Origin of the sequence: Planococcus wigleyi (assembly GCF_014836985.1) — a bacterium.
Classification (GTDB): Bacteria; Bacillota; Bacilli; order Bacillales_A; family Planococcaceae; genus Planococcus; species Planococcus notacanthi.
The window spans coordinates 207,547-225,770 of sequence record NZ_JACSPU010000002.1 but is presented as its reverse complement, the minus strand read 5'-3'; the positions used below and the strand labels follow the sequence as shown (position 1 = coordinate 225,770).

The 18,224-nt window shown below is 43.8% G+C and carries 18 protein-coding genes and 1 pseudogene; 8 read left to right on the top strand and 11 right to left on the bottom strand.

Annotated elements, in window-relative coordinates; genetic code table 11:
• Positions 1-4 precede the first annotated feature (4 nt).
• Complete coding sequence (locus H9630_RS06635; RefSeq protein WP_191714718.1) at positions 5-1,510, bottom strand: hypothetical protein; 1,506 nt, start codon at positions 1,508-1,510, stop codon at positions 5-7.
• The gene (locus tag H9630_RS06630; protein ID WP_191714717.1) at positions 1,497-2,456 is read right to left on the bottom strand and encodes a hypothetical protein; all 960 of its coding nucleotides are present in this window, start codon (positions 2,454-2,456) and stop codon (positions 1,497-1,499) included. The genes H9630_RS06635 and H9630_RS06630 overlap by 14 nt, the downstream gene beginning before the upstream one ends.
• A 220-nt stretch (positions 2,457-2,676) precedes the next feature.
• Between H9630_RS06630 and H9630_RS06625 the strand changes: the two genes are divergently transcribed.
• From H9630_RS06625 to H9630_RS06615, 3 genes and pseudogenes are all read left to right on the top strand, one after another.
• Positions 2,677-2,877: a hypothetical protein gene (locus tag H9630_RS06625; RefSeq protein WP_191714716.1), complete on the top strand. Its 201-nt coding sequence runs from the start codon at positions 2,677-2,679 to the stop codon at positions 2,875-2,877.
• Positions 2,878-2,983: 106 nt separating this feature from the next.
• Positions 2,984-3,184 (top strand): hypothetical protein, encoded by a 201-nt coding sequence (locus tag H9630_RS06620; RefSeq protein ID WP_191714715.1) that lies wholly within the window; start codon positions 2,984-2,986, stop codon positions 3,182-3,184.
• Positions 3,185-3,409: 225 nt separating this feature from the next.
• Positions 3,410-3,658 (top strand): annotated as a pseudogene (locus tag H9630_RS06615) (hemin ABC transporter ATP-binding protein); the annotation flags it as partial.
• 83 nt (positions 3,659-3,741) lie between these two features.
• Here the strand turns inward: H9630_RS06615 and yiaA are convergent.
• From yiaA to H9630_RS06600, 3 genes are all read right to left on the bottom strand, one after another.
• Entirely contained in the window at positions 3,742-4,191 is a 450-nt protein-coding gene (gene yiaA / locus H9630_RS06610; protein ID WP_191714714.1) for an inner membrane protein YiaA, read from the bottom strand.
• A gap of 231 nt (positions 4,192-4,422) precedes the next feature.
• Positions 4,423-4,908, bottom strand: a complete 486-nt coding sequence (locus H9630_RS06605) for a hypothetical protein (RefSeq protein WP_191714713.1) — start codon at positions 4,906-4,908, stop codon at positions 4,423-4,425.
• Positions 4,909-5,015: 107 nt separating this feature from the next.
• A complete protein-coding gene (locus H9630_RS06600; protein ID WP_191714712.1) occupies positions 5,016-6,086 on the bottom strand; it encodes an aldo/keto reductase in 1,071 nt (356 codons plus the stop codon).
• A 360-nt stretch (positions 6,087-6,446) separates the two neighbouring features.
• On the opposite strand from H9630_RS06600, the gene abc-f reads away from it, so the two are divergent.
• From abc-f to H9630_RS06585, 3 genes are all read left to right on the top strand, one after another.
• Complete coding sequence (gene abc-f / locus H9630_RS06595) at positions 6,447-8,078, top strand: ribosomal protection-like ABC-F family protein (RefSeq protein WP_191714711.1); 1,632 nt, start codon at positions 6,447-6,449, stop codon at positions 8,076-8,078.
• Positions 8,079-8,246: 168 nt separating this feature from the next.
• Positions 8,247-8,459, top strand: a complete 213-nt coding sequence (locus tag H9630_RS06590) for a helix-turn-helix transcriptional regulator (protein WP_191714710.1) — start codon at positions 8,247-8,249, stop codon at positions 8,457-8,459.
• Positions 8,452-9,192, top strand: a complete 741-nt coding sequence (locus H9630_RS06585) for a hypothetical protein (RefSeq protein WP_191714709.1) — start codon at positions 8,452-8,454, stop codon at positions 9,190-9,192. Before H9630_RS06590 ends, H9630_RS06585 begins: the two co-directional genes overlap by 8 nt.
• A gap of 61 nt (positions 9,193-9,253) precedes the next feature.
• On the opposite strand, the gene H9630_RS06580 is transcribed toward H9630_RS06585, so the two are convergent.
• The gene (locus H9630_RS06580) at positions 9,254-9,841 is read right to left on the bottom strand and encodes a hypothetical protein (RefSeq protein WP_191714708.1); all 588 of its coding nucleotides are present in this window, start codon (positions 9,839-9,841) and stop codon (positions 9,254-9,256) included.
• A 427-nt stretch (positions 9,842-10,268) separates the two neighbouring features.
• On the opposite strand from H9630_RS06580, the gene H9630_RS06575 reads away from it, so the two are divergent.
• Positions 10,269-11,078, top strand: a complete 810-nt coding sequence (locus tag H9630_RS06575; RefSeq protein WP_191714707.1) for a hypothetical protein — start codon at positions 10,269-10,271, stop codon at positions 11,076-11,078.
• Positions 11,079-11,121: 43 nt separating this feature from the next.
• Here the strand turns inward: H9630_RS06575 and H9630_RS06570 are convergent, their stop codons facing one another.
• Together H9630_RS06570 and H9630_RS06565 are read right to left on the bottom strand one after the other, a co-directional pair.
• Positions 11,122-11,430 carry a TIGR04104 family putative zinc finger protein gene (locus H9630_RS06570; protein ID WP_191714706.1) on the bottom strand — a complete coding sequence of 103 codons (309 nt, stop codon included), beginning with the start codon at positions 11,428-11,430 and terminating at the stop codon, positions 11,122-11,124.
• Positions 11,417-11,704, bottom strand: a complete 288-nt coding sequence (locus H9630_RS06565) for a hypothetical protein (RefSeq protein ID WP_191714705.1) — start codon at positions 11,702-11,704, stop codon at positions 11,417-11,419. Before H9630_RS06565 ends, H9630_RS06570 begins: the two co-directional genes overlap by 14 nt.
• A 170-nt stretch (positions 11,705-11,874) precedes the next feature.
• Between H9630_RS06565 and H9630_RS06560 the strand changes: the two genes are divergently transcribed.
• On the top strand, positions 11,875-12,693 hold the full coding sequence (locus H9630_RS06560) for an aldo/keto reductase (protein WP_191714704.1): 819 nt from the start codon (positions 11,875-11,877) through the stop codon (positions 12,691-12,693).
• A 355-nt stretch (positions 12,694-13,048) separates the two neighbouring features.
• On the opposite strand, the gene H9630_RS06555 is transcribed toward H9630_RS06560, so the two are convergent.
• From H9630_RS06555 to H9630_RS06545, 3 genes are all read right to left on the bottom strand, one after another.
• Positions 13,049-15,034 (bottom strand): glycosyl hydrolase 53 family protein, encoded by a 1,986-nt coding sequence (locus H9630_RS06555; RefSeq protein WP_225218417.1) that lies wholly within the window; start codon positions 15,032-15,034, stop codon positions 13,049-13,051.
• 258 nt (positions 15,035-15,292) lie between these two features.
• Positions 15,293-17,350 carry a beta-galactosidase gene (locus H9630_RS06550; RefSeq protein ID WP_318247985.1) on the bottom strand — a complete coding sequence of 686 codons (2,058 nt, stop codon included), beginning with the start codon at positions 17,348-17,350 and terminating at the stop codon, positions 15,293-15,295.
• A 34-nt stretch (positions 17,351-17,384) separates the two neighbouring features.
• Positions 17,385-18,224 carry a sugar ABC transporter permease gene (locus H9630_RS06545; protein ID WP_191714703.1) on the bottom strand — a complete coding sequence of 280 codons (840 nt, stop codon included), beginning with the start codon at positions 18,222-18,224 and terminating at the stop codon, positions 17,385-17,387.

Sequence of the window (18,224 nt, the reverse complement as noted above, 5' to 3'; positions counted from 1 at the left end):
AAAATTACCCCCTAAAAATCTTAAGAACATCTTTTCTATCAATGACCATCACTTTTTCACTAATATTTTTTACAATTTCTATATTAAATGAAGCTCCCTTGAACAATTCAGAAGAGAAAGTGACATAGCCCTCATCTTCTAAGCCTTCCAATAAATCTTCGTTTAACTCTTCAAGTAGTTTCTTAGAAATATATATTCCCGCTCTTAAATGAGCAGACTTTATTTTTTTTGTTGAAATTACTATTTTTTCAATACGTTCTGGACTATATTGAAATATTGTGAGCAGCTCTACAAGGTGATTGGGAGCAATATTTTCAGGTGAAATCCAGTTCCTCAGATTCACTTCATTTGCAGTCGGTATACCTCTATTTCTTAAATACAATGCAAACTTCTTCGCTCCATATTTCTTTATATAGCCCCTTAAAGTCTTTTTCCAGATATTTTGGTACTTTCTATATATGGAAGCTTTTTCTCCCATTATCACATTAGCAACTTCTACTATTAAATCAACCGAACTATTATTTCTGAATAACAATAAGTCGTCATTTTCTATTGATTTTAATTCGGCAGAGAAAAACTCGCCTGTTACTTTGTCTAATTTCCTTATCTTTGATAAAACGGGTACAAAAATATAGCATTTATTCGCTAAGAATATTACACGAGTTTCTATTTTATCAATTTCATTTATCACTTTATTGTTCATTCTATAATCTTTCAATACTTCGTCTTCATCAAGAACTTCTGTAATTATATCAATGCCAAATTCCATTTTTTCTCCTAATAGTCCCTTATTGATGCTTACATTTTCATAAATGCTATTATATGTAGCGTTTATGCCTAAATTATTAAAGTTACTCTTTACCCTCAACTGATTCTCGAACATTTTATAATTTATAAAATAGATGGTTTTAGCAAAAAATAGAGTAGAAAACTTTTCTTCAAAGTTATATGGTGATCCAATAAATATAATATTATCAGCAAAAATATTCTTGTTAATAAAATCATTGGCCCTTAATACCGGCACTTCATATCCGTTTATCAAAATATGATCAATGCCGTTTTGGAACCTAGTCAAAATATATGTATTTCCATTAATCTGAGTTGCTATTTTTTCTCTAATAGAATTCTGCAAAAAATTAATTTCTCCATAATCTTCTTGAATCTTTTTTAAAGAGGCCGCTAATGGAATACAATAATTCTCAAATATAATAGGGTATCCGCTTTTTAAACTCTTCAATAAATTTAATACGTCCTTCAAATGCCTGCTTATTGTAACGCTGTAATTTTCAATCGAAGTAAAAAAACGATTAATAGTTCTTCTTAATTCACTAAAAGTTTCTTTCAAATATACTTCATGCTCATAACTTTTCCAGATTTCTTTAGAGAACTCTTTACATAAGCTATAAAGTTTTTCTAAATCATGGCTATCCGCGTACAAAAAATGAATACTCTTAGGCAAGTTAAAATGAGAATTCACCATTTCTAAGTTTACTTTTCTATTTCCACGCAAGAATCTCCACCCCCTGAGGAACTTTTATTGATTTTTTTTTCAATTCCTCTATCAAGAAAGATGTGATGATTTCCAAATTCCCTTGAATCAGTTCTTGTTCAATCGACATTCGTAGTAACTCGGACTTCTCTCTATTATCATGTCTGTCATCCAAAAAGATTCTTGAGGTTTTTTTATAGTAATGCATGTCAGAAATTCCTTTCGAGGCATTTAAAAACATTGTTATTTCTCCTTCTAATACAGGAACTTTAGAAATCCATTTAATGTTCTTAAATTCACTTGAACTTCCATCATATAAGAAGTCCGCGAAGGTGAATTCCTTCTGATTAATCTTCAGTGAAATAGCATTTGAATACATAAGAAACTCTGACTTAGTACCAGCAATATTTACACATACTTCATTCAGAAGCTCATGTGACTGTAAAGATTTTTCTGGATATACATATTGTAGATTTCCTGTACTTGCACGTTTAAAATCTTTAATTACTAGTGCATTTTTTATTTCAGATGTTCTATTCCCTGAGATAATAATTTTTTCTTTCCACTGGCTCAAAGGAATGTAATGAGCAATCTGCTTATGATTACGAATTAGTAAATGCCAAGAATCTTCTCTCGTCTTCCCTTGGATAAGATTAATCACTGAACAGCGTTTCCACTCCTCGTTATCAAAATAATAAATTTGATCACCATGTGTTAGCTTTTTAAAATAATTTAATATAGTTTCATCTGTTACTTCTTCAGACATTTTTTCATTAAAAATACCTGTTGCAATAAAGTAAGAGAATAATAAACTGTTCGGTAATGATAAGTAAATGTGTATTTCACTCTTATTTTTTTTTGAGTAGTCACGAATATACCCACCAATTCCCATAGCAAATAACATCCACTCTTCTAAAGCTAAATATTCACTATTACATTTATATGTCCATTTACTTATATCCCTCATAAATCTCACCTTCCATCTATCTAAACTACAAATAAACTTTACAAAAATTTATCATAAAATAAATTGTTTTAATAATTATACAATATGAGGTCTTAATTTACATTATATTCTAATAATAAACTTTTCTTTATTTAACCTTAACCAAAATTAGTCAACCTTTTCTTTCTGTATCCTTTTTAAGAACCTTTTATATTTTCTAGAAGACTCTGAAGCAGCGTTGATGAAAACGAAATTGACGGGCACGATTGCGGATGATATCGAAGGCAACTACGGTGTCAACAACGCTGCGAAGTTTGGACAATCTACAATCATTGTCCAAAACGAAGTCGTTTCAGATTCGAAAGAAAAAATGACGTCACTTTTATCGTATCGAACCCGGCAAGTTTATCGAGCCGGAAGTTGTAGAAGGCCGGCAGCTTGATGCCAACGATTCATTCAGTGTTATAATTGATGAATACTTACATGAAAAAGGCTACGATATCAAACTCGAAGTCATCGGCTTCACAGAAGACGAAACGTTCAACCATTTGCCGACTGTCTTTGGAAATCTTGAAACTTGGCAGTCGTATGCATTTGCCGCACCCAGGTCTGACAATGGCCTTGAAAATTCCATAACGATCATTGCGCTTCAGGGCGACTCAATTGACGGAAATCAAACCAACAGCAATTACGATGCAATCGAAACGTTCATGAAATCAGAAGCCGTGATGGGGTATGCCGGGCTATAAAGAAGAAAACGCGACAATCTACATAATGCTTACTTTCTTGTTCGTCATCTCAGCCGTTATCATTGCCGTGTTCTTGTGTTGTCATTGGTCAGCATCATTGCCGGTATCGCATTGACCTATTTGACGGCGCTGCTCTTCCCAGCAGGCATGCCGTTCAATCTGGACTTTAAAATGGTCTTGATTTATGATGGGATTCTATTGATTGTTTCTGTTCTGGGCTCCATGTTATCCAGGAGGGAACGTCAGGGCGTTGCGGTTGCCCCTGTGTTCGTCAACAATTCCAACATCATTCTAGCGGATGAACCTACAGCAAGCTTAGACTCGAACCGTGCTTTTGAAGTCGTTAAACAAATCCGAAAAGAAGTGAAAGACCGCAACAAAGCAGCCATTATGGTGACACATGATGAGCGTATACTTGAGTTTTGCGATAAAGTCTACCGCACGGAAGACGGCGTGTTGACACTGGAAACTTAAATCCTCACAAAAAACACCTGACTCAAAAAAGTCAGGTGTTTTCCGCTTTTTTCTTTTACTAAGACGTCCTTCTGAATAACAATTTACTTATCCTGATTCGCCTCTTCCGTATCCCTTACATTCTTCTGCACAGTAACAACTGCGAACAAACTCAAGACGAACGAGATGCCGTAAAAGCCTTTCTCGCTTAAGGTGATGCTTCCGGCATTGAACAGACCGATTGCCATAAGCGCTATCGCGGCAATCAGTGCAAACCAGCTGATGCCGAAATACAGGTTGGTGACCCGGATTCCTTCGTCGCGGTCGCGGACTGCTTTTTGAAGGGAGACTGCGGCATAAAGCCCAAGAATTAGTAAAGTAATATAATAGCCTTTTTCATTCAATTCCATCAGCGCATTGTACAGTCCGATCAAATATGCCGATACCCCGATCAGCAATGAGCCCCAGGCTGCGCCTTTAAACGCCCCGGTCGGTTCCCCTAATCTGCGTTCTTCTTTCGGTTTTCTGCTGAACAAGTCTTCGTTTTCGCCCATCCGTCCCAACCCCTTTTCGCTTGTTTCATGATGCCTGCCTTTGTTGAATTCAATCTTCGATTGCTTGCCGCACAGAGAATTTATTCTGCTGGCTCAGTTTGAGTCCCGGTTTTATCTCAGGTGAATATCCCTCTCCCTATTCCAGTTTATCACAGCCTGCCCTTTCAGAATGTAAATTTTCTGACAGCTTATCCTCTCTACAGAAACCCGGTATGTCCGTGAGAACATCTGCTATTCAAGCGTCAGCGAGAAAATATATGTAGCCGTCCCCTGTTCCCACTCCGCAATAATCTGATACACCATTTTCCCGCTGGACTCCCCAAGCACGATGTCATCAAAAGGTCCCCTGGCAACGCCTTCCGAATCCCAGATTTGCACATAGCAGCTGTCCGGTTGCTTGTTGAAATGGAGATCGATCGTCGTTTCGCCATTCACTTTCGGCGCTTTCTGGTTCTCGGCCAACTCCAAAGGCGAAAGGGATTCCGCTTCGATTGTTGCCGACGCATTGTCCTTCTCGTCAAAGAAGCTCCAGCTATAGCCGCCCCGGATAGTCGGTTGCTCCCTTCCATCTATCGTTACGTCAAGGATTGGAAGTGCTTCTTCCACATCCTTTCTGCTTTCCATGACAGGATCAGCGGGTTTTGCCGCTTTTTCTTCTGAGCATGCTGCGAGTACCAGCAGGATACCCACGGCCAGAGCTAACTGCTTGAATTTCATTTTCTTGCCCCCTTCGCATCCATTAGACCTTTCGCCTGGTGAAAAGTTACAAAATCAAAAAACGCACCGATCCAGAGGCATTTAGCGCTCAGGACCGGTGCGTTTTCTTATTCTTCTATCCCCATTGATTTCTTATAGCCTTCCAAATATACTTTCTCGGACGAACTGCTCATGTCGAACGAGCTCATGGCACGGTGCCAGTTCGGGTAGATCGGCACCGGACGTGCGACGGCTTCGATTTGGTCGTGTTCTTCCTGCGTCAGCTTGATGTCGAAAGAAGCGATGTTTTCCTTCAGCTGTTCTTCGTTGCGCGCTGCGATGACAATTGGCCCGACGTTCGGACGGTCGCGTACCCATGCATAGGCGATCTGCGGCACAGAAGCATTGTGATTAGCTGCAACTTCTTCTAATGCATCAATGACCTGGTAAAGCCGCTCCTGGTCCTGCACCCAAGGCTCCGGCCATCCGGCACCTTGGCGCGTGTTCTCAGGCGCTTGTTTGTTGCGTCCGATTTTGCCGTTCAAAAGCCCTTCGCCGAGCGGACTCCAGATCATTGAACCGATGCCGAGCTCCTGGCCTGCCGGAAGCAGTTCGTATTCCGCTTCCCGCGCTTCCGGCGTGTAATAGATCTGTTGTGTGATCGGCGGGATATAGCCGCCTTGCTCTGCGACGGTGAACGTCCGTGCCAGTGCCCACCCGCTGTAATTGGATACGCCCCAATGGCGGATCTTTCCGGACTTCACGAGACTGGTCATCGTCTCGACGGTTTCTTCGACCGGTGTTTGCCCGTCCCACAGGTGAACAAAATACAAATCGAGGTAATCTGTTCCCAAACGTTCAAGCGTTTGATCGATGGACCGAAGGATGTTGCTTCTTGAAGCTCCTCTTGCGTTAGGGTTGTCTTCCATATGGAAACCGGTTTTCGATGTCAGCAATACGTCTTCACGGCGCTCTTTGATGGCTGAACCCAAGACCCGTTCCGCATCCCCTTTCGAATAGAGATTCGCCGTATCGAACATATTGATGCCCGCTTCGAGTGACATGTCGACCATGCGGCGCGCCAGTTTGTCATCGATGTTGCCGGCTGCTTCAAAACCGTTTGTTCCGCTGAAAGGGACCGTCCCGAGTATGTACTTCGGAACCCGCAAACCTGAATTTCCGAGATAGATATATTCCATGATAGCCTCCTGAAAACTGTATTTTTAAAAACAAGACAGTCTTAGGTTACCCGTTGGACTGCTTTACAAAACAGCGGATTGGGATGGACAGCCCTGCTGTAAAAGGATGATTTCTTATGTTATACTGGCCTTATCAAACGACAGAAAGGCTGATGGGTGGACGATGCGTAACTAATCTTGTTTTAGCGGCTGAAATTACAGATTTCAACTCACGCGAAATAGGATTAGTCTGCCCACCTGCAACAACTGTCGAGCCATTGTACGTTGATGGCTTATTTAGAACGGGCACGATACGGCTAATCCTTCCAAATTTATTTGGGAGGATTTTTTGATTCTCCCTCTCCTGAAGGGATTGATTGGATGAAAGAATTGCTGAAACTGCAAAATGTACGATACGAAATAAAGGATCTGGTGATTTTTGAAGAAGTAAATGCGAGCGTCCAGCAAGGCGACGTGATCGGCATCATCGGCAAAAACGGTGCCGGCAAGTCGACCTTGCTTCGCTTGATCGCCGGAGAATTGGTTCCATCAGGCGGCCAGTTGGACTGGCTTCAGCCAAATACGGAAACTGTTTTTGTGGAACAGGAAACGGAAACCCACTCGTTCGATGAGGTGTCCGCTTCCGAAACGGTTTTATTGCACAGGTGGCAGGTGCCGGAACACGACTTTTCGCTTCTCAGCGGCGGGGAAAAACTGAAAGCCCGGCTTTCTGCAGGCTTTGCACAAAATGCCCACCTGTTGTTGCTGGACGAACCGACCAATCACCTTGATAGCGGCAGCATTGAGCTGCTGACAAACCAGATTCGCAAGTATCCCGGAACTCTCATTCTGGTGTCGCATAACCGGCATTTCCTGGACGCTGTCGCAACCAAGATCTGGTCCTTGGAAAACCGGAAGCTTATCGAGCACCGAGGCAATTACTCCAGCTATATGGAAGCGCGGCAGCAAAAACGGCTGGCCCAGCAGCGCGAATACGACCAGCAGCAGAAAATGGTCGGGCGCATCGAAGCGCAGATGGACGAGCTGACTTCCTGGTCGCACAAAGCGCATGCCGAATCGACCAAACAGGAAGGCTATAAAGAACATTACCGCCTGAAAGCGAAACGCATGGACAAGCAGGTCAAATCCAAGCAGAAGCGGCTGGAAAAAGAGTTGGAGAAAATCAACGCTGAACCGCTCGAGCCGGAATACGAAGTCAACTTCTCCATGAAAGCCACGCATAAAACCGGCAAGCGGTTTCTCGAAGCGAAGGGGTTGTCGAAATCATTTGACGGGAATCTGCTGTTCGATCAAGCGGATTTCACCATTCTCCACGGTGAAAAAGTCGCCATTGAAGGCCCAAACGGCAGCGGCAAAACGACGTTGCTGAAAATTCTGCTGGGACAGGAAACCGCAGACGGCGAAGTCTGGATGTCCCCTTCGGCGAGTGTCGGCTACTTGACGCAGGAAGTGTTTGACTTGCCGCTTGAGGAAACACCGGCAGAGCTGTTCTATAAGGAAACCTTCGAAGCGCGCGGAAAGGTCCAGAACCTCATGAGGCATCTCGGCTTCACGGCGGAGCAGTGGAACGAGCCCATCAGCGCCATGAGCATGGGCGAACGCATCAAATGCAAGTTGATGCTCTATATCCTGGAAGAACGGGATGCGCTGATTCTGGATGAGCCGACCAACCACCTTGATTTGCCGTCACGCGAGCAGCTTGAGGAAACGCTGTCCCACTATACGGGCACTTTGCTGGTTGTCTCCCATGACCAGGCGTTCCGCGAGAAAACCACCACCAGCAAATTGGTCATCGCAGATCACCGGATTGAGAAGCAGCTCGATGCTCCGGCTCCGGAGCGCGATGACACGGGCGAATTGCTGATGCGGCTTGAAACGGAGCGGCAGGAAGTGCTGGGAAAATTGAGTTTTATGACAGCAAAAGATCCTCAGTACGGGGAGCTTGACCGGCGATTCAATGAATTGACGCAGGAAATCAAGAAACATCGTTAATGAATTTTAGTTTTGAAAAAGCTTTTCCAACCGGATTGGAAAAGCTTTTTTTATTTATTGTGAGAGGTTTTTCTAAGATAGCAGGACAAGTATTCTTGACATTATGTTAATTATACTATACATTATGAATAGTATAGTTAACCAATACCAAATCGAAAGGACTCCATTATGCTTAAAAATCGTGTAAAAGAATTACGGGCACGCCACGGGTTTTCTCAGGTTGAATTGGCGAAACGTGTAGGCGTCACCCGTCAAACGATCGGCTTTATCGAAAAAGGCGGATTTTCGCCTTCTGTTGCATTGGCGCTTCGCCTGGCGGCTCATTTGGAGACAACAGTGGATGATATCTTTTGGTTGGAAGAGGAGGAATTTGATGAATAACAACGATTTTCGTGTCCAATTCCCTTTATGGAATATCGCGTTATGGTTCATTTTCATGATTTGGACCTACGGGGTGATCTATGCCGTGGACCTTCTGATGAACGGGCTGGAATCCCACAACTGGAACATTGCCGCAATCACCGCTCTATTTGGTGGAACTTTCCTAATGCTCCTGTTCCTTGTTCTATATGCAGTGAAAATACATAAGCACAATAAACGGTACCCTCACCAGCAGATTGACGGGTTTTCCTTGTTCAAACCCGGTGAGTTTATCGATGACGATGAAATGCTTCAGCAAGTGACGCAAAATGCCACACGAAAAGTATATGTGTTCTATTGGCAATTCCTGCCCTTGATCATTTTGCTGATGCTTTTTCCGTTCAACCGCTACGTGTTCATCGTCGCTTTATGCCTGGTGTTCATCATCCAGAACTTGCTGTATTACCTGGAAGTCCGCAAATACTTCTCAGGCGATACCGATTATGCGGATGACACGCCTGCGCCTAAAAAGCCGGTTCAGACGAAAAAGAATCTGCGGAAGACTGCTCCTTTGGTCGTTGTAGGTATACTCGTTCTCGTAGCAGCGATTACCGCCACTGCCATTTTCCAAATGAAGAGTACCCATGAAGCCAACCTGGAGCAGGCAGAAAAATGCCTGGATAATGGTGGAACTGTTGTCAGTGAAGAAACCAATTGGTACGGACTCAATTCCGTGACCTGCAGCCAAAACTAAAAGTGGATTCAAAAAGCCCTTTCCCTGCTTGTTGAGGGAAAGGGCTTTTTCATGTCCTGACTTATTTTGCACATTCGAAGCTGTACGTGCTTCCGAATTTCCACCATGCTTTTTTAGGAGCCGAATTAATGCCGGCTGTATCCCCACTATCAAGAATTGGACGTCCGCCCGCTGCATAGCAAGTGTCCACTAAGTATTTCTTTTCCTGCCAGCTCATGTATTTACCGGTAAAGTAAATGGCTGCACCGCCTGCCAAAATGCCGGCTACTCCAATGCCTGCCCAAACAATCAACGGAATGGCCATTACTTGAACTTCGCCTTCGCCTGCTGCCTGTTCAGCCAAAGCAATTTGCTTTAACTCAAGAACGCGTTCTTCAGGGATCGCCGCTAATTGTCCGGCAATGCTTTTCAGTTCTTTTCCAGTAAATTTCTTGTACGCTTGGCGTGCTTTTTTCTCATCAATTTTCAAGCTGTTGTCGACATCAAAATAAATGCTGTTGCCTAATGCTTCTAATTTTTCCGCAGTCAGATCCGAAAGCTGTAATTCTGTTCCACCCGCAGATTGTGCAGATGCTCCTTGCACAAACGCAAAGTTCAAGCAGAATAAAGCAGTTAATGCGATCAACCATTTTTCCATTCTTTTTCTCATGTGTCTTGCCCCCATTTTTTAGTTTTGCAGTCCCTCATGAATGTTTACTCGAAATAGAATGACTACGTAAAAAATGGTATCACAAAGTTTTTTCCATTTTATTGGTTTAATTGAAAATAGTACTTTTCTTTCCAAAAATAATAATTTGGTCCTTTTGCTTTTGATGAGAGACTTCGAATCATCAATTGATTTGGTCAGGAAGCGGCAGAAAAGCCTCTCTTAAACAATTTAAAAGAAAATACCCCTTTCATAATTCCTCCTCATTTTTCATTTCCAAACATCCATGTCTTCTTTTTTTCAAATATATGATGTTTTGAATATTCTTTTAATTTGAAAGAAGAAAGAAATTATTGCCAATTTCCGTTGCGGAATCCGTTAAAACTCTCTAAGGTTAAGTTCAATAGACGTTTCTGAGAAGAGCGGCAGCATGGCTGGTCTGATGGAATTAATACTCATGCTTTTACTGGCAGGAATCGTCGGCATTTTAATCGGCATCGGTTGGATGATTGTCGGGAGCGTCACGAAAAAGCCTCATTACGGTGGACGTGTCGCCGGCATTTCCGCTTTGGTTTTTCTAATGGAGATCGGTTTGTTATACACGCAATTGCAGGAGTTGGATAAAAGCGATATGGCAGAATCGGAACCGTTGTCCGCGAGTTCGACCATTGAAGAACAAGTGGCGGAGGCCCAAAAAATTCGCCAGGAACAATACAGAGCCGATGAACTGGTCAATACGCTCACTTTGATCAATTCATCCGAAGCAAGCCTTGCTGTTAAGCAATTGGCTCAAGAGGAATGGCCTGACAACCGACGGTTACAGGACGACTTTAGCGAAAAGCAAATGACCGCTTTGTCGGAGCTGTCAGCAATGGAAATCGATGCACCGCATAAAGAAACGCTGTTGAACAACGCCATCCAGGAAATGGTGCCGAGTTTCCGCAATATGCATTCCGAGTACATGGATCAACTTGCAGCTTATGAGGAAATAAACAATAGCCGTCTTCCGCCTCTCGAAAAACGATTGATTGAGATAGCTAAAGTAGATTACCCCGACAATTACATTGTAATTCGCCATGAATATAGACGGCAGCTTCAAGCTTACCAGTGGATTGAAGCCCAAACACTTGATACCGAAGCCAAGCGGCTGGCAATGGCTGACGCCAAAGCTGAATGGGACGAAGATTATGCCATGGTCCAGTTTATTTATGAAAAGCAGTTTCCTGAAACTGATGAATGAAACAAGAAAAAAGCCGTTCCTGTTGATTCAGGAACGGCTTTTTCTAAAGAAGAGTTTGTGATTTATCTTCGCTGGCGAGTTTCATGGTAAATGGATAGATAGCCAAAAACACAAGCAGCAGCCCCGCCGCACTCAACAAGACCTGCCATACATTAATGTCAAAAACCATTCCGATCATGATGATGATAAAAGTGGGCAAAAAGCTGAAAAAACCGGTGAGGACTCTGGACTTCGGTACGATGTATTGGGGTTTTCCGCAATATGGACAAGTTACTTTATTGGTGAGTTTCAATGTTTTTGAGACAATCGTCTTCCATTGCCATTTCCGGCCGCAGTTTTCACAGTTTGGCATGGTTCCCCCTCCTTCCATTCTCATAGTTTGCTGGCAAGTAGCGGGTAAAGTACGCCCCTATAATGAGAAGCAGGATTGTCAGGCTCAGTGAAATGATTCCGATCAAATCAAACCAGTATGCCAATAAGTTGATTGCAGCAATCAGGAAAAAGCAGAGGGACGTCCCGAGGGATTTCCAGCCTGTAATTGATGCTGCTTTCCTTTTCGTGATGATCTTTTTAATAGAAAATCCGAATGCGATGAGTATTAGTAAAGTGAATATGGTTGGCCACATAATCGACCACCCCCCTTTTGTTAGATCTGTATCTAACTTTACGGTTCAGGTTAATGGAAGTTTCGGTTTTCGAAGACTTCATTCGTTTCAGCATCCTAAATTCTGGACCCTTTTACCGTATGAGCTTTACAATGAGAAAGAACGTTGAGCAAAGGGGAGGAAATTTATCAATGGCAAACGACAGATTTTTTACATTCCATAATGAGGTGAAAATTCCAGACATCGGATTCGGCACTTGGCAGATTCCGAATGAAGAGGCATATGCGGCAGTGACGACTGCCCTTAAGAATGGCTATACACATATTGATACGGCTTTAGCTTATCAGAATGAAGAAAACGTCGGCAAAGCAATCCGGGATTTTGATATTTCCCGGGAAAAGGTTTTTATCACCAGCAAACTGCCGGCTCAAATCAAAGGCTATGATGCAACACTGTCGGCTTTTGAAGAAACCATCTCAAATCTCGGTGTAGAGTATTTGGATCTTTACTTGATTCATGCGCCTTGGCCATGGGATGAAATTGGCAAGGATTGTACAGAAGGCAATATCGAATCCTGGAAAGCGATGGAGAAGCTGTACAAAGACGGCAAGATCCGGGCAATCGGTGTCTCCAATTTTTCCGAAAGCGATATCCAGGCACTTCTGGATACTTGCGACATTGTACCGATGGCCAACCAGATTCCATTCTATATCGGCCGCGATCAAGCGGGGCTGCTGCAATTCTGCAAACAACACAATATTGTTGTCGAAGCTTACTCGCCACTTGCAACCGGACAGATTTTAGACAGTGCTGAAATCAAAGAGATGGCTGCTAAATATAGCGTAACGCCTGCTCAATTGTGCATTCGTTATTGTTTGGAGCACGGCACATTGCCGCTTCCGAAATCGACTAATGAAGCACGAATTATCGAAAACAGCCAATTGGACTTCAGCATTTCTCCAGAAGATGTCCAGAAGCTTGATGCATTCGAAGATGTTCGCGCAAAATGAAAAAAACCGCCCAATGTGGCGGTTTTTTTCATTTTATATTAGGAGGTTATTTGCTGGAAGCTGAAATTTATGTTTTATTCCTTTATATGAGAGCTATTTTTCCAGTTAATTGGATATACTTTCTGGAATCGCTTAAATACTTTCCGTTTCAAATGAAATACTTTCTAAAACCGCTTCCTTACTTTCCAATACAGTCCAAATACTTTCCAAACGCCCGATTTTCTAGAAAAAGCCAAATTCCCAACAAAAAGAGCCGGATGGAAACAGTTTGCCTCAGCAAACTGCCTGTGTCCGTGAGCGCTTACGCTCACTCCCGACTCGATGCTCTTTAATTCCTCCATTGAACTTGTATTTATTAATCGGCTGATCCAGAATCCTGTACACGGTACAAAGAAAAGTCGTCTAAGCTTCCCCAAGCGCCGCCATTGGCTTTGACGCTTCCGCCAATCCTCAACGTTCCATCTTCTACAGGAATGGCACCAATCTCAGTCTGATTCCAGTTGGCCCAGCCTTTTACTGAGGTATTCATGGTATAGCGCTGGCCAGCTGCTTCAGCATAAATATACATCTCCGAAGCCGCTGCATCTCCTCCTTGGACAAAAGCAGAAAGCTTATAATATCCCGGTTCCAAACCTGTAATGGTTTGCTCAACCTGGAAATCGATGGTGTCGGCTGAGTAGAAATGCAATGAATAGTTTCCGGACTTTGCATCGGAAGCCTTGTTCTGATAGCTTGTGTGGGCATCTGTACCGTTTCGATGCGTAATTTCCCACATGCTTCGATCGCTATTTTCGAATCCGGCGTTTTTCACATAGTTTTTTGGACTAATTTGCAGATTGGCTTTAACGAGATGGCCGTCTGTCAGTTTGCCTTCAATCACATAACTGCCGGCACCGCCGGAAACTGCTTGCTTCAGCGCTTCATTGTCCCAAACAACTGCAACTGAACCTGTGCTTCTGTCGTTGTAAATGGCAGTCACTGTCTCAGGCAAAACAACCGTTTCTCCTTCAATAAGAGAGAGCGAAAGGTCTTTCACTTCATCAATTTTCAAAGGAGCGGTTGCTCCTGTTTCTAAATACTTGAAGAGATTAAGGGATGGCAAAGGGCGGCCATAAAAATCGAATAGCGCCTGGTTGTCTACCGCACTGCCGCCATACCATTCACCCGCATCTTCCGGATCATATTCCGCAGCATAACTGGTCGCCCAGCCCGAGCCATATTTTTCCCATATCATCTTGCTTTTTTTCAGTTTTTTATCAGGCGCAACAGGAATCCACGCCGGTTCCCAGTAAAATACGCCTAGTCCCGCATCGCCTACTTTGGCAACAGCTGCCGCAACATCGCGAATCGCGTGGGCCTGTCCTTGCACCGTGATCGGGTAATTCAATGTTTGCCCTGAACTTTTCGGCGCCGTGTTTCCGTGGCCATCGCCGTCTTCTGCTGTATAGGCGTAGGAAGTTTCTGCCACCATGACTTGCTTGTCATGAGTATCTGCCACATTTTTCAGCACAGCCGTCAAATTGGTCAACGTCCCATGCCAAAATGGATAGTATGAGCTGGCAAACACATCATAATCTACTTTATTGTCTTTCAGTGTTATTGCAATAGAGACATATCTTCCGGTTGTTTCTGGATTGGTGAAATGCAGTGCCACCAGGATTTCCGGATCAACTGCCCTCACTGCCCGGCTGCCTTCATTGAACAATTGGCTCATCTTCGTCCAGTCTTTTTCTCCAGCCACAGAGCCGTTGGTTTCGTTTCCTATCTGAACCATCCCAACGTCCACCCCAGCGTCCAGCATCGCTTGGACACTATCCACTGTAAAGTTGTGAAGGGCCTTTTTCTTGTCTTCAAAATTTAAGTTTGCCCAGGATTTTGGTGCCTGCTGCTTGGCAGGATCCGCCCAGAAATCCGAGTAATGAAAATCCATTAAGACTTGCATGCCGCTGGCGGTAGCTCTTTTGCCGATTTCAATGGCTTTTTCGATATCGTTGTTGCCGCCGCCATAACCATTTCCTTTTGAATCATAGGGATCGTTCCAGATGCGTACACGGACGTAATTGACGCCAGATTGCTCCAGGATCTTAAAAATGTCCTGTTTTTTCCCGGCTTTATTATAGAATTTTACCCCACTGTCTTCCAGCGCAATGATACTGGAAACATCGACTCCTTTAATGAAGTCATCATCGATTCCAGGAATCTTTTCTACAAAGATATCCCCTTTTACCGGTTCGGACGGTGCCGCCTCTGCTGCTGTTTGGTTGAAACCAAATGAACCCATTATCATGACTGCTGCAGAAACAGCCGCCAGTAAAGCTTTCCATTTCCCATTCTTTCTCATCCTTTTTCCACATCCTTTAGTTTTATCGCCAAAAAAGATGCTGAACATCCTTTTATAACTGAAGAAAAAGCACCCGCTTGATAGTTTTCCTATAAGAGCGGATGTTGGTGACATTTATATAAGGGATTTAATTTGCCTGTAGAATTGTCAGGCATTGAAAGAACTGCCACAAAACACAACATGACAGCAGATTTCTTTGCTGAATGTCCGTGTTGAATGTGGATTAAGGGATAAATCAGCGAATTAATTTCCATTAAACTACTTTACCGCTAGAATCCGTACCTCATACTTCGCCAACAATAGTTCACCCGAAAGCTCTTCACCTGTCATCAAGTCTTTCGCTACCACATGGATTGACACGGTTTGCTCCTGCTCGGTGAAATTCATAACGAATGCGTAATTAACATCTCCATCCTGCCGTACCTGAACCGAAACGCCAGGACCATGTTCAATAGGCAATACTGATTGGAGCGATAAATCGGTGATCAACTCTTGATAGAAATCACGGTTGAACTGCTCTTCCAAACGGGCTCCAATATAGTAAGCTCGCCCTTTTCCATAGCTATTCTTTGTCATGGCTGGTGAACCAGCATAAAAATCTGCTTCGTATATGCCATCGACAGCTGCCGAATGTGTTTCTATCACTGTTGCGTAATCGGTTAATTCATATGAACGGTTGCTATACTGGACTGAGTTTCTATCCCCCGGATAAAGTGTATCTGTCTCAACTGGATTGATTCCGAAAACAGCCTGCAGATCTTGGTGCCATCCTCCTAAATAAGTTAAATCATGCTCGTTGACGATGCCGCTGATATAAGTCATAACCAAGGTGCCCCCTTCAGCCGTAAACTGTTTAAGCCGGGCGATTGTCTCTTCGCTTGCCAGATACAGCATGGGGACAATCAGCAATTTATATCTTGAAAACTCCTGTTCTTTCGTAATGACATCAACAGGAATATCCTGTTCCCAGAATGTCCGGTAATGCTCCTGCAGCGTTTGCGGATAACATTTGGTTTCTGTTCCGTAACCTTGGGCATGGTTGAGCGCCCAATTGCTCTCCCAATCATAAAGGATCGCAACATCTGCCGGGCGATTGGTTCCGACCACTTGAGACAGCTTCTCTAACGTCTCGCCGACTGTTGACACTTCCTTAAAGACTCGATTATCCACGCTATTGTCATGGTCGACTACGGCGCCGTGAAATTTTTCTGAGGAACCACGCGATTTTCTCCACTGAAAATACAGGATGCTGTCAGAACCATGGGCAACCATCTGCATCGAAGACAGCAGATGCATACCTGGTCGTTTGGCTTTGTTGATCTTGTGCCAATTGACGGCACTTGGCGTAGATTCCATCAGCAGAAACGGCTGCTGTTTCAAACTCCGGTACAGATCGTTGATGAAGCCGACTTTCATTGCCAGGTTGGCTGTCGTTTCCCAATCGTTGTGCCATGCTGGATAAGCGTCCCAGCTGATGACGTCCAAGTGTTTGGCAAATTTGCTGTAGTCCAAACTCTGGAACGGAATCAAATCATGGGTATCAGCCATGAAATTAGTGGTAATCGGAATTTCTGGCGTCAACTCCCTGATTGCTGTCACTTCATTTTCAAAAAATGAAATTGTCTGGTCTGTCACAAAGCGTTTCCAATCCAAATTCAGGCCGTGGACCATGTTTTCACCAATTGGAGAAGGCGATTCAATTTGTGACCAATCGCTGAAGGTATGGCTCCAGAAAGGCCCCCACCAGGAATCATTCAAGGCTTTCAAATTTTCTTTGTATTTGTCTCTAAGCCAGTTTCTGAAAGCGTCCTGGCATCTTTCGCAATGGCATTCACCGCCATATTCATTAGAAATATGCCACATCAGCAAAGCGGGATGTTTGCCATAGCGCTCCGCCAACAGACGGTTCATTTGGGCAGTTTTTTCACGGTAAACCGGCGATGTAAAGCAATGGTTATGCCGGCCTCCGTGCAATTGCTTCACTCGTGCTCCGTCAACCCGCAGGACTTCAGGGTATTTCTGAGACATCCAAGATGGACGCGCGCCGCTCGGCGTTGCCAGAATGACGCGTCCCCCAATGCTATGGATGTTGTCGATAATCTTGTCCAACCACTCGAAGTGATAGTCGCCTTCTTGGGGCTCAAGTGTGCTCCATGCAAAGATCCCCAGTGAAAACGTATTGCTGTTCGAAAGCTTCATCAGCTTTAAGTCTTCCTGTAAGATTTCAGGATGGTCTAACCATTGGTCAGGGTTATAGTCTCCGCCGTGCAGCATGAAATCAGCCGCTGTGGTAAAAGTTTTTTCATTTTTAAGCATAATGTTCTCCTTCCAATTGCTGCAGCTTCTGCTGTCAGCCTTTTGTTCCCCCTGCCGTCAAGCCAGATACAAAGTTCTTCTGAAGCAGTATAAAAATAATGGCAATCGGTATACTGATGAGGATTGCGCCCGCAGCAAAGGTCGTAAAGCTGGCACCCATGACATCATTCACTAAATTATATAAGCCGATCGGCAAGGTATAATATTCAGGCGAACGCAGAATCGTCGACGCCAGGATAAAATCTCCAAGCGGACCTGTAAAGCCGGTCATCGCCACTACAGAAATCATCGGTTTTGACAATGGCATAATAATCTGCAAAAAAATCCGGGTATTGCTTGCTCCATCGATTTTGGCGCTTTCGTCCAAATCCATCGGGATGGAATCCATATAGCCCTTCATCAAATACGTATTCAACGGAATCAACCCGCCGATATAGAGCAAAATCAGCAGCCAGTGACTGTTCATCATCCCCAGAATCTGTGCTAAAACGAAAAGCGCAATCAACGCGGAAAACTGAGGAATCATTTGCAGTAACAGGAACAAGGTTAATGCATTCTGCCTGCCTTTAAATCGGAATCTCGAAAAAGCATAAGCCGTGAAGGAGACGCAAAACACGGCCCCGACCATCGTAAAGAAACTGATTTTCAAAGAATTTAGGTACCATTGGACATATTGCAGGCTTTCACTACCGGCGAAGAGCTCCCGGTAATGGGCCAATGTGGGGTTCTGGGGAATCATGGTCGTACTAATAAGACTGTTGCCGGGATTAAAACTGGCACCCACTGTCCATAGCAACGGATAGATAATAATGACGGCCATAAAAATTAAAATTGCATGGGAAGCCAGGAGCCGAAAAAATTTTGCTTTGTTCAT

What these genes read in the sequence shown, in the direction of transcription:
- H9630_RS06605 (WP_191714713.1), bottom strand. Translation starts at nt 4,908, where the DNA reads ATGAAATTCAAGCAGTTAGCTCTGGCCGTGGGTATCCTGCTGGTACTC.
- H9630_RS06575 (WP_191714707.1), top strand. Translation starts at nt 10,269, where the DNA reads ATGGCTGGTCTGATGGAATTAATACTCATGCTTTTACTGGCAGGAATC.
- yiaA (WP_191714714.1), bottom strand. Translation starts at nt 4,191, where the DNA reads ATGGGCGAAAACGAAGACTTGTTCAGCAGAAAACCGAAAGAAGAACGC.
- H9630_RS06630 (WP_191714717.1), bottom strand. Translation starts at nt 2,456, where the DNA reads ATGAGGGATATAAGTAAATGGACATATAAATGTAATAGTGAATATTTA.
- H9630_RS06565 (WP_191714705.1), bottom strand. Translation starts at nt 11,704, where the DNA reads ATGTGGCCAACCATATTCACTTTACTAATACTCATCGCATTCGGATTT.
- H9630_RS06580 (WP_191714708.1), bottom strand. Translation starts at nt 9,841, where the DNA reads ATGAGAAAAAGAATGGAAAAATGGTTGATCGCATTAACTGCTTTATTC.
- H9630_RS06585 (WP_191714709.1), top strand. Translation starts at nt 8,452, where the DNA reads ATGAATAACAACGATTTTCGTGTCCAATTCCCTTTATGGAATATCGCG.
- H9630_RS06590 (WP_191714710.1), top strand. Translation starts at nt 8,247, where the DNA reads ATGCTTAAAAATCGTGTAAAAGAATTACGGGCACGCCACGGGTTTTCT.
- H9630_RS06570 (WP_191714706.1), bottom strand. Translation starts at nt 11,430, where the DNA reads ATGCCAAACTGTGAAAACTGCGGCCGGAAATGGCAATGGAAGACGATT.
- H9630_RS06550 (WP_318247985.1), bottom strand. Translation starts at nt 17,350, where the DNA reads ATGCTTAAAAATGAAAAAACTTTTACCACAGCGGCTGATTTCATGCTG.
- H9630_RS06555 (WP_225218417.1), bottom strand. Translation starts at nt 15,034, where the DNA reads ATGAGAAAGAATGGGAAATGGAAAGCTTTACTGGCGGCTGTTTCTGCA.
- H9630_RS06545 (WP_191714703.1), bottom strand. Translation starts at nt 18,224, where the DNA reads ATGAACAAAGCAAAATTTTTTCGGCTCCTGGCTTCCCATGCAATTTTA.
- H9630_RS06600 (WP_191714712.1), bottom strand. Translation starts at nt 6,086, where the DNA reads ATGGAATATATCTATCTCGGAAATTCAGGTTTGCGGGTTCCGAAGTAC.
- H9630_RS06560 (WP_191714704.1), top strand. Translation starts at nt 11,875, where the DNA reads ATGGCAAACGACAGATTTTTTACATTCCATAATGAGGTGAAAATTCCA.
- abc-f (WP_191714711.1), top strand. Translation starts at nt 6,447, where the DNA reads ATGAAAGAATTGCTGAAACTGCAAAATGTACGATACGAAATAAAGGAT.
- H9630_RS06625 (WP_191714716.1), top strand. Translation starts at nt 2,677, where the DNA reads ATGAAAACGAAATTGACGGGCACGATTGCGGATGATATCGAAGGCAAC.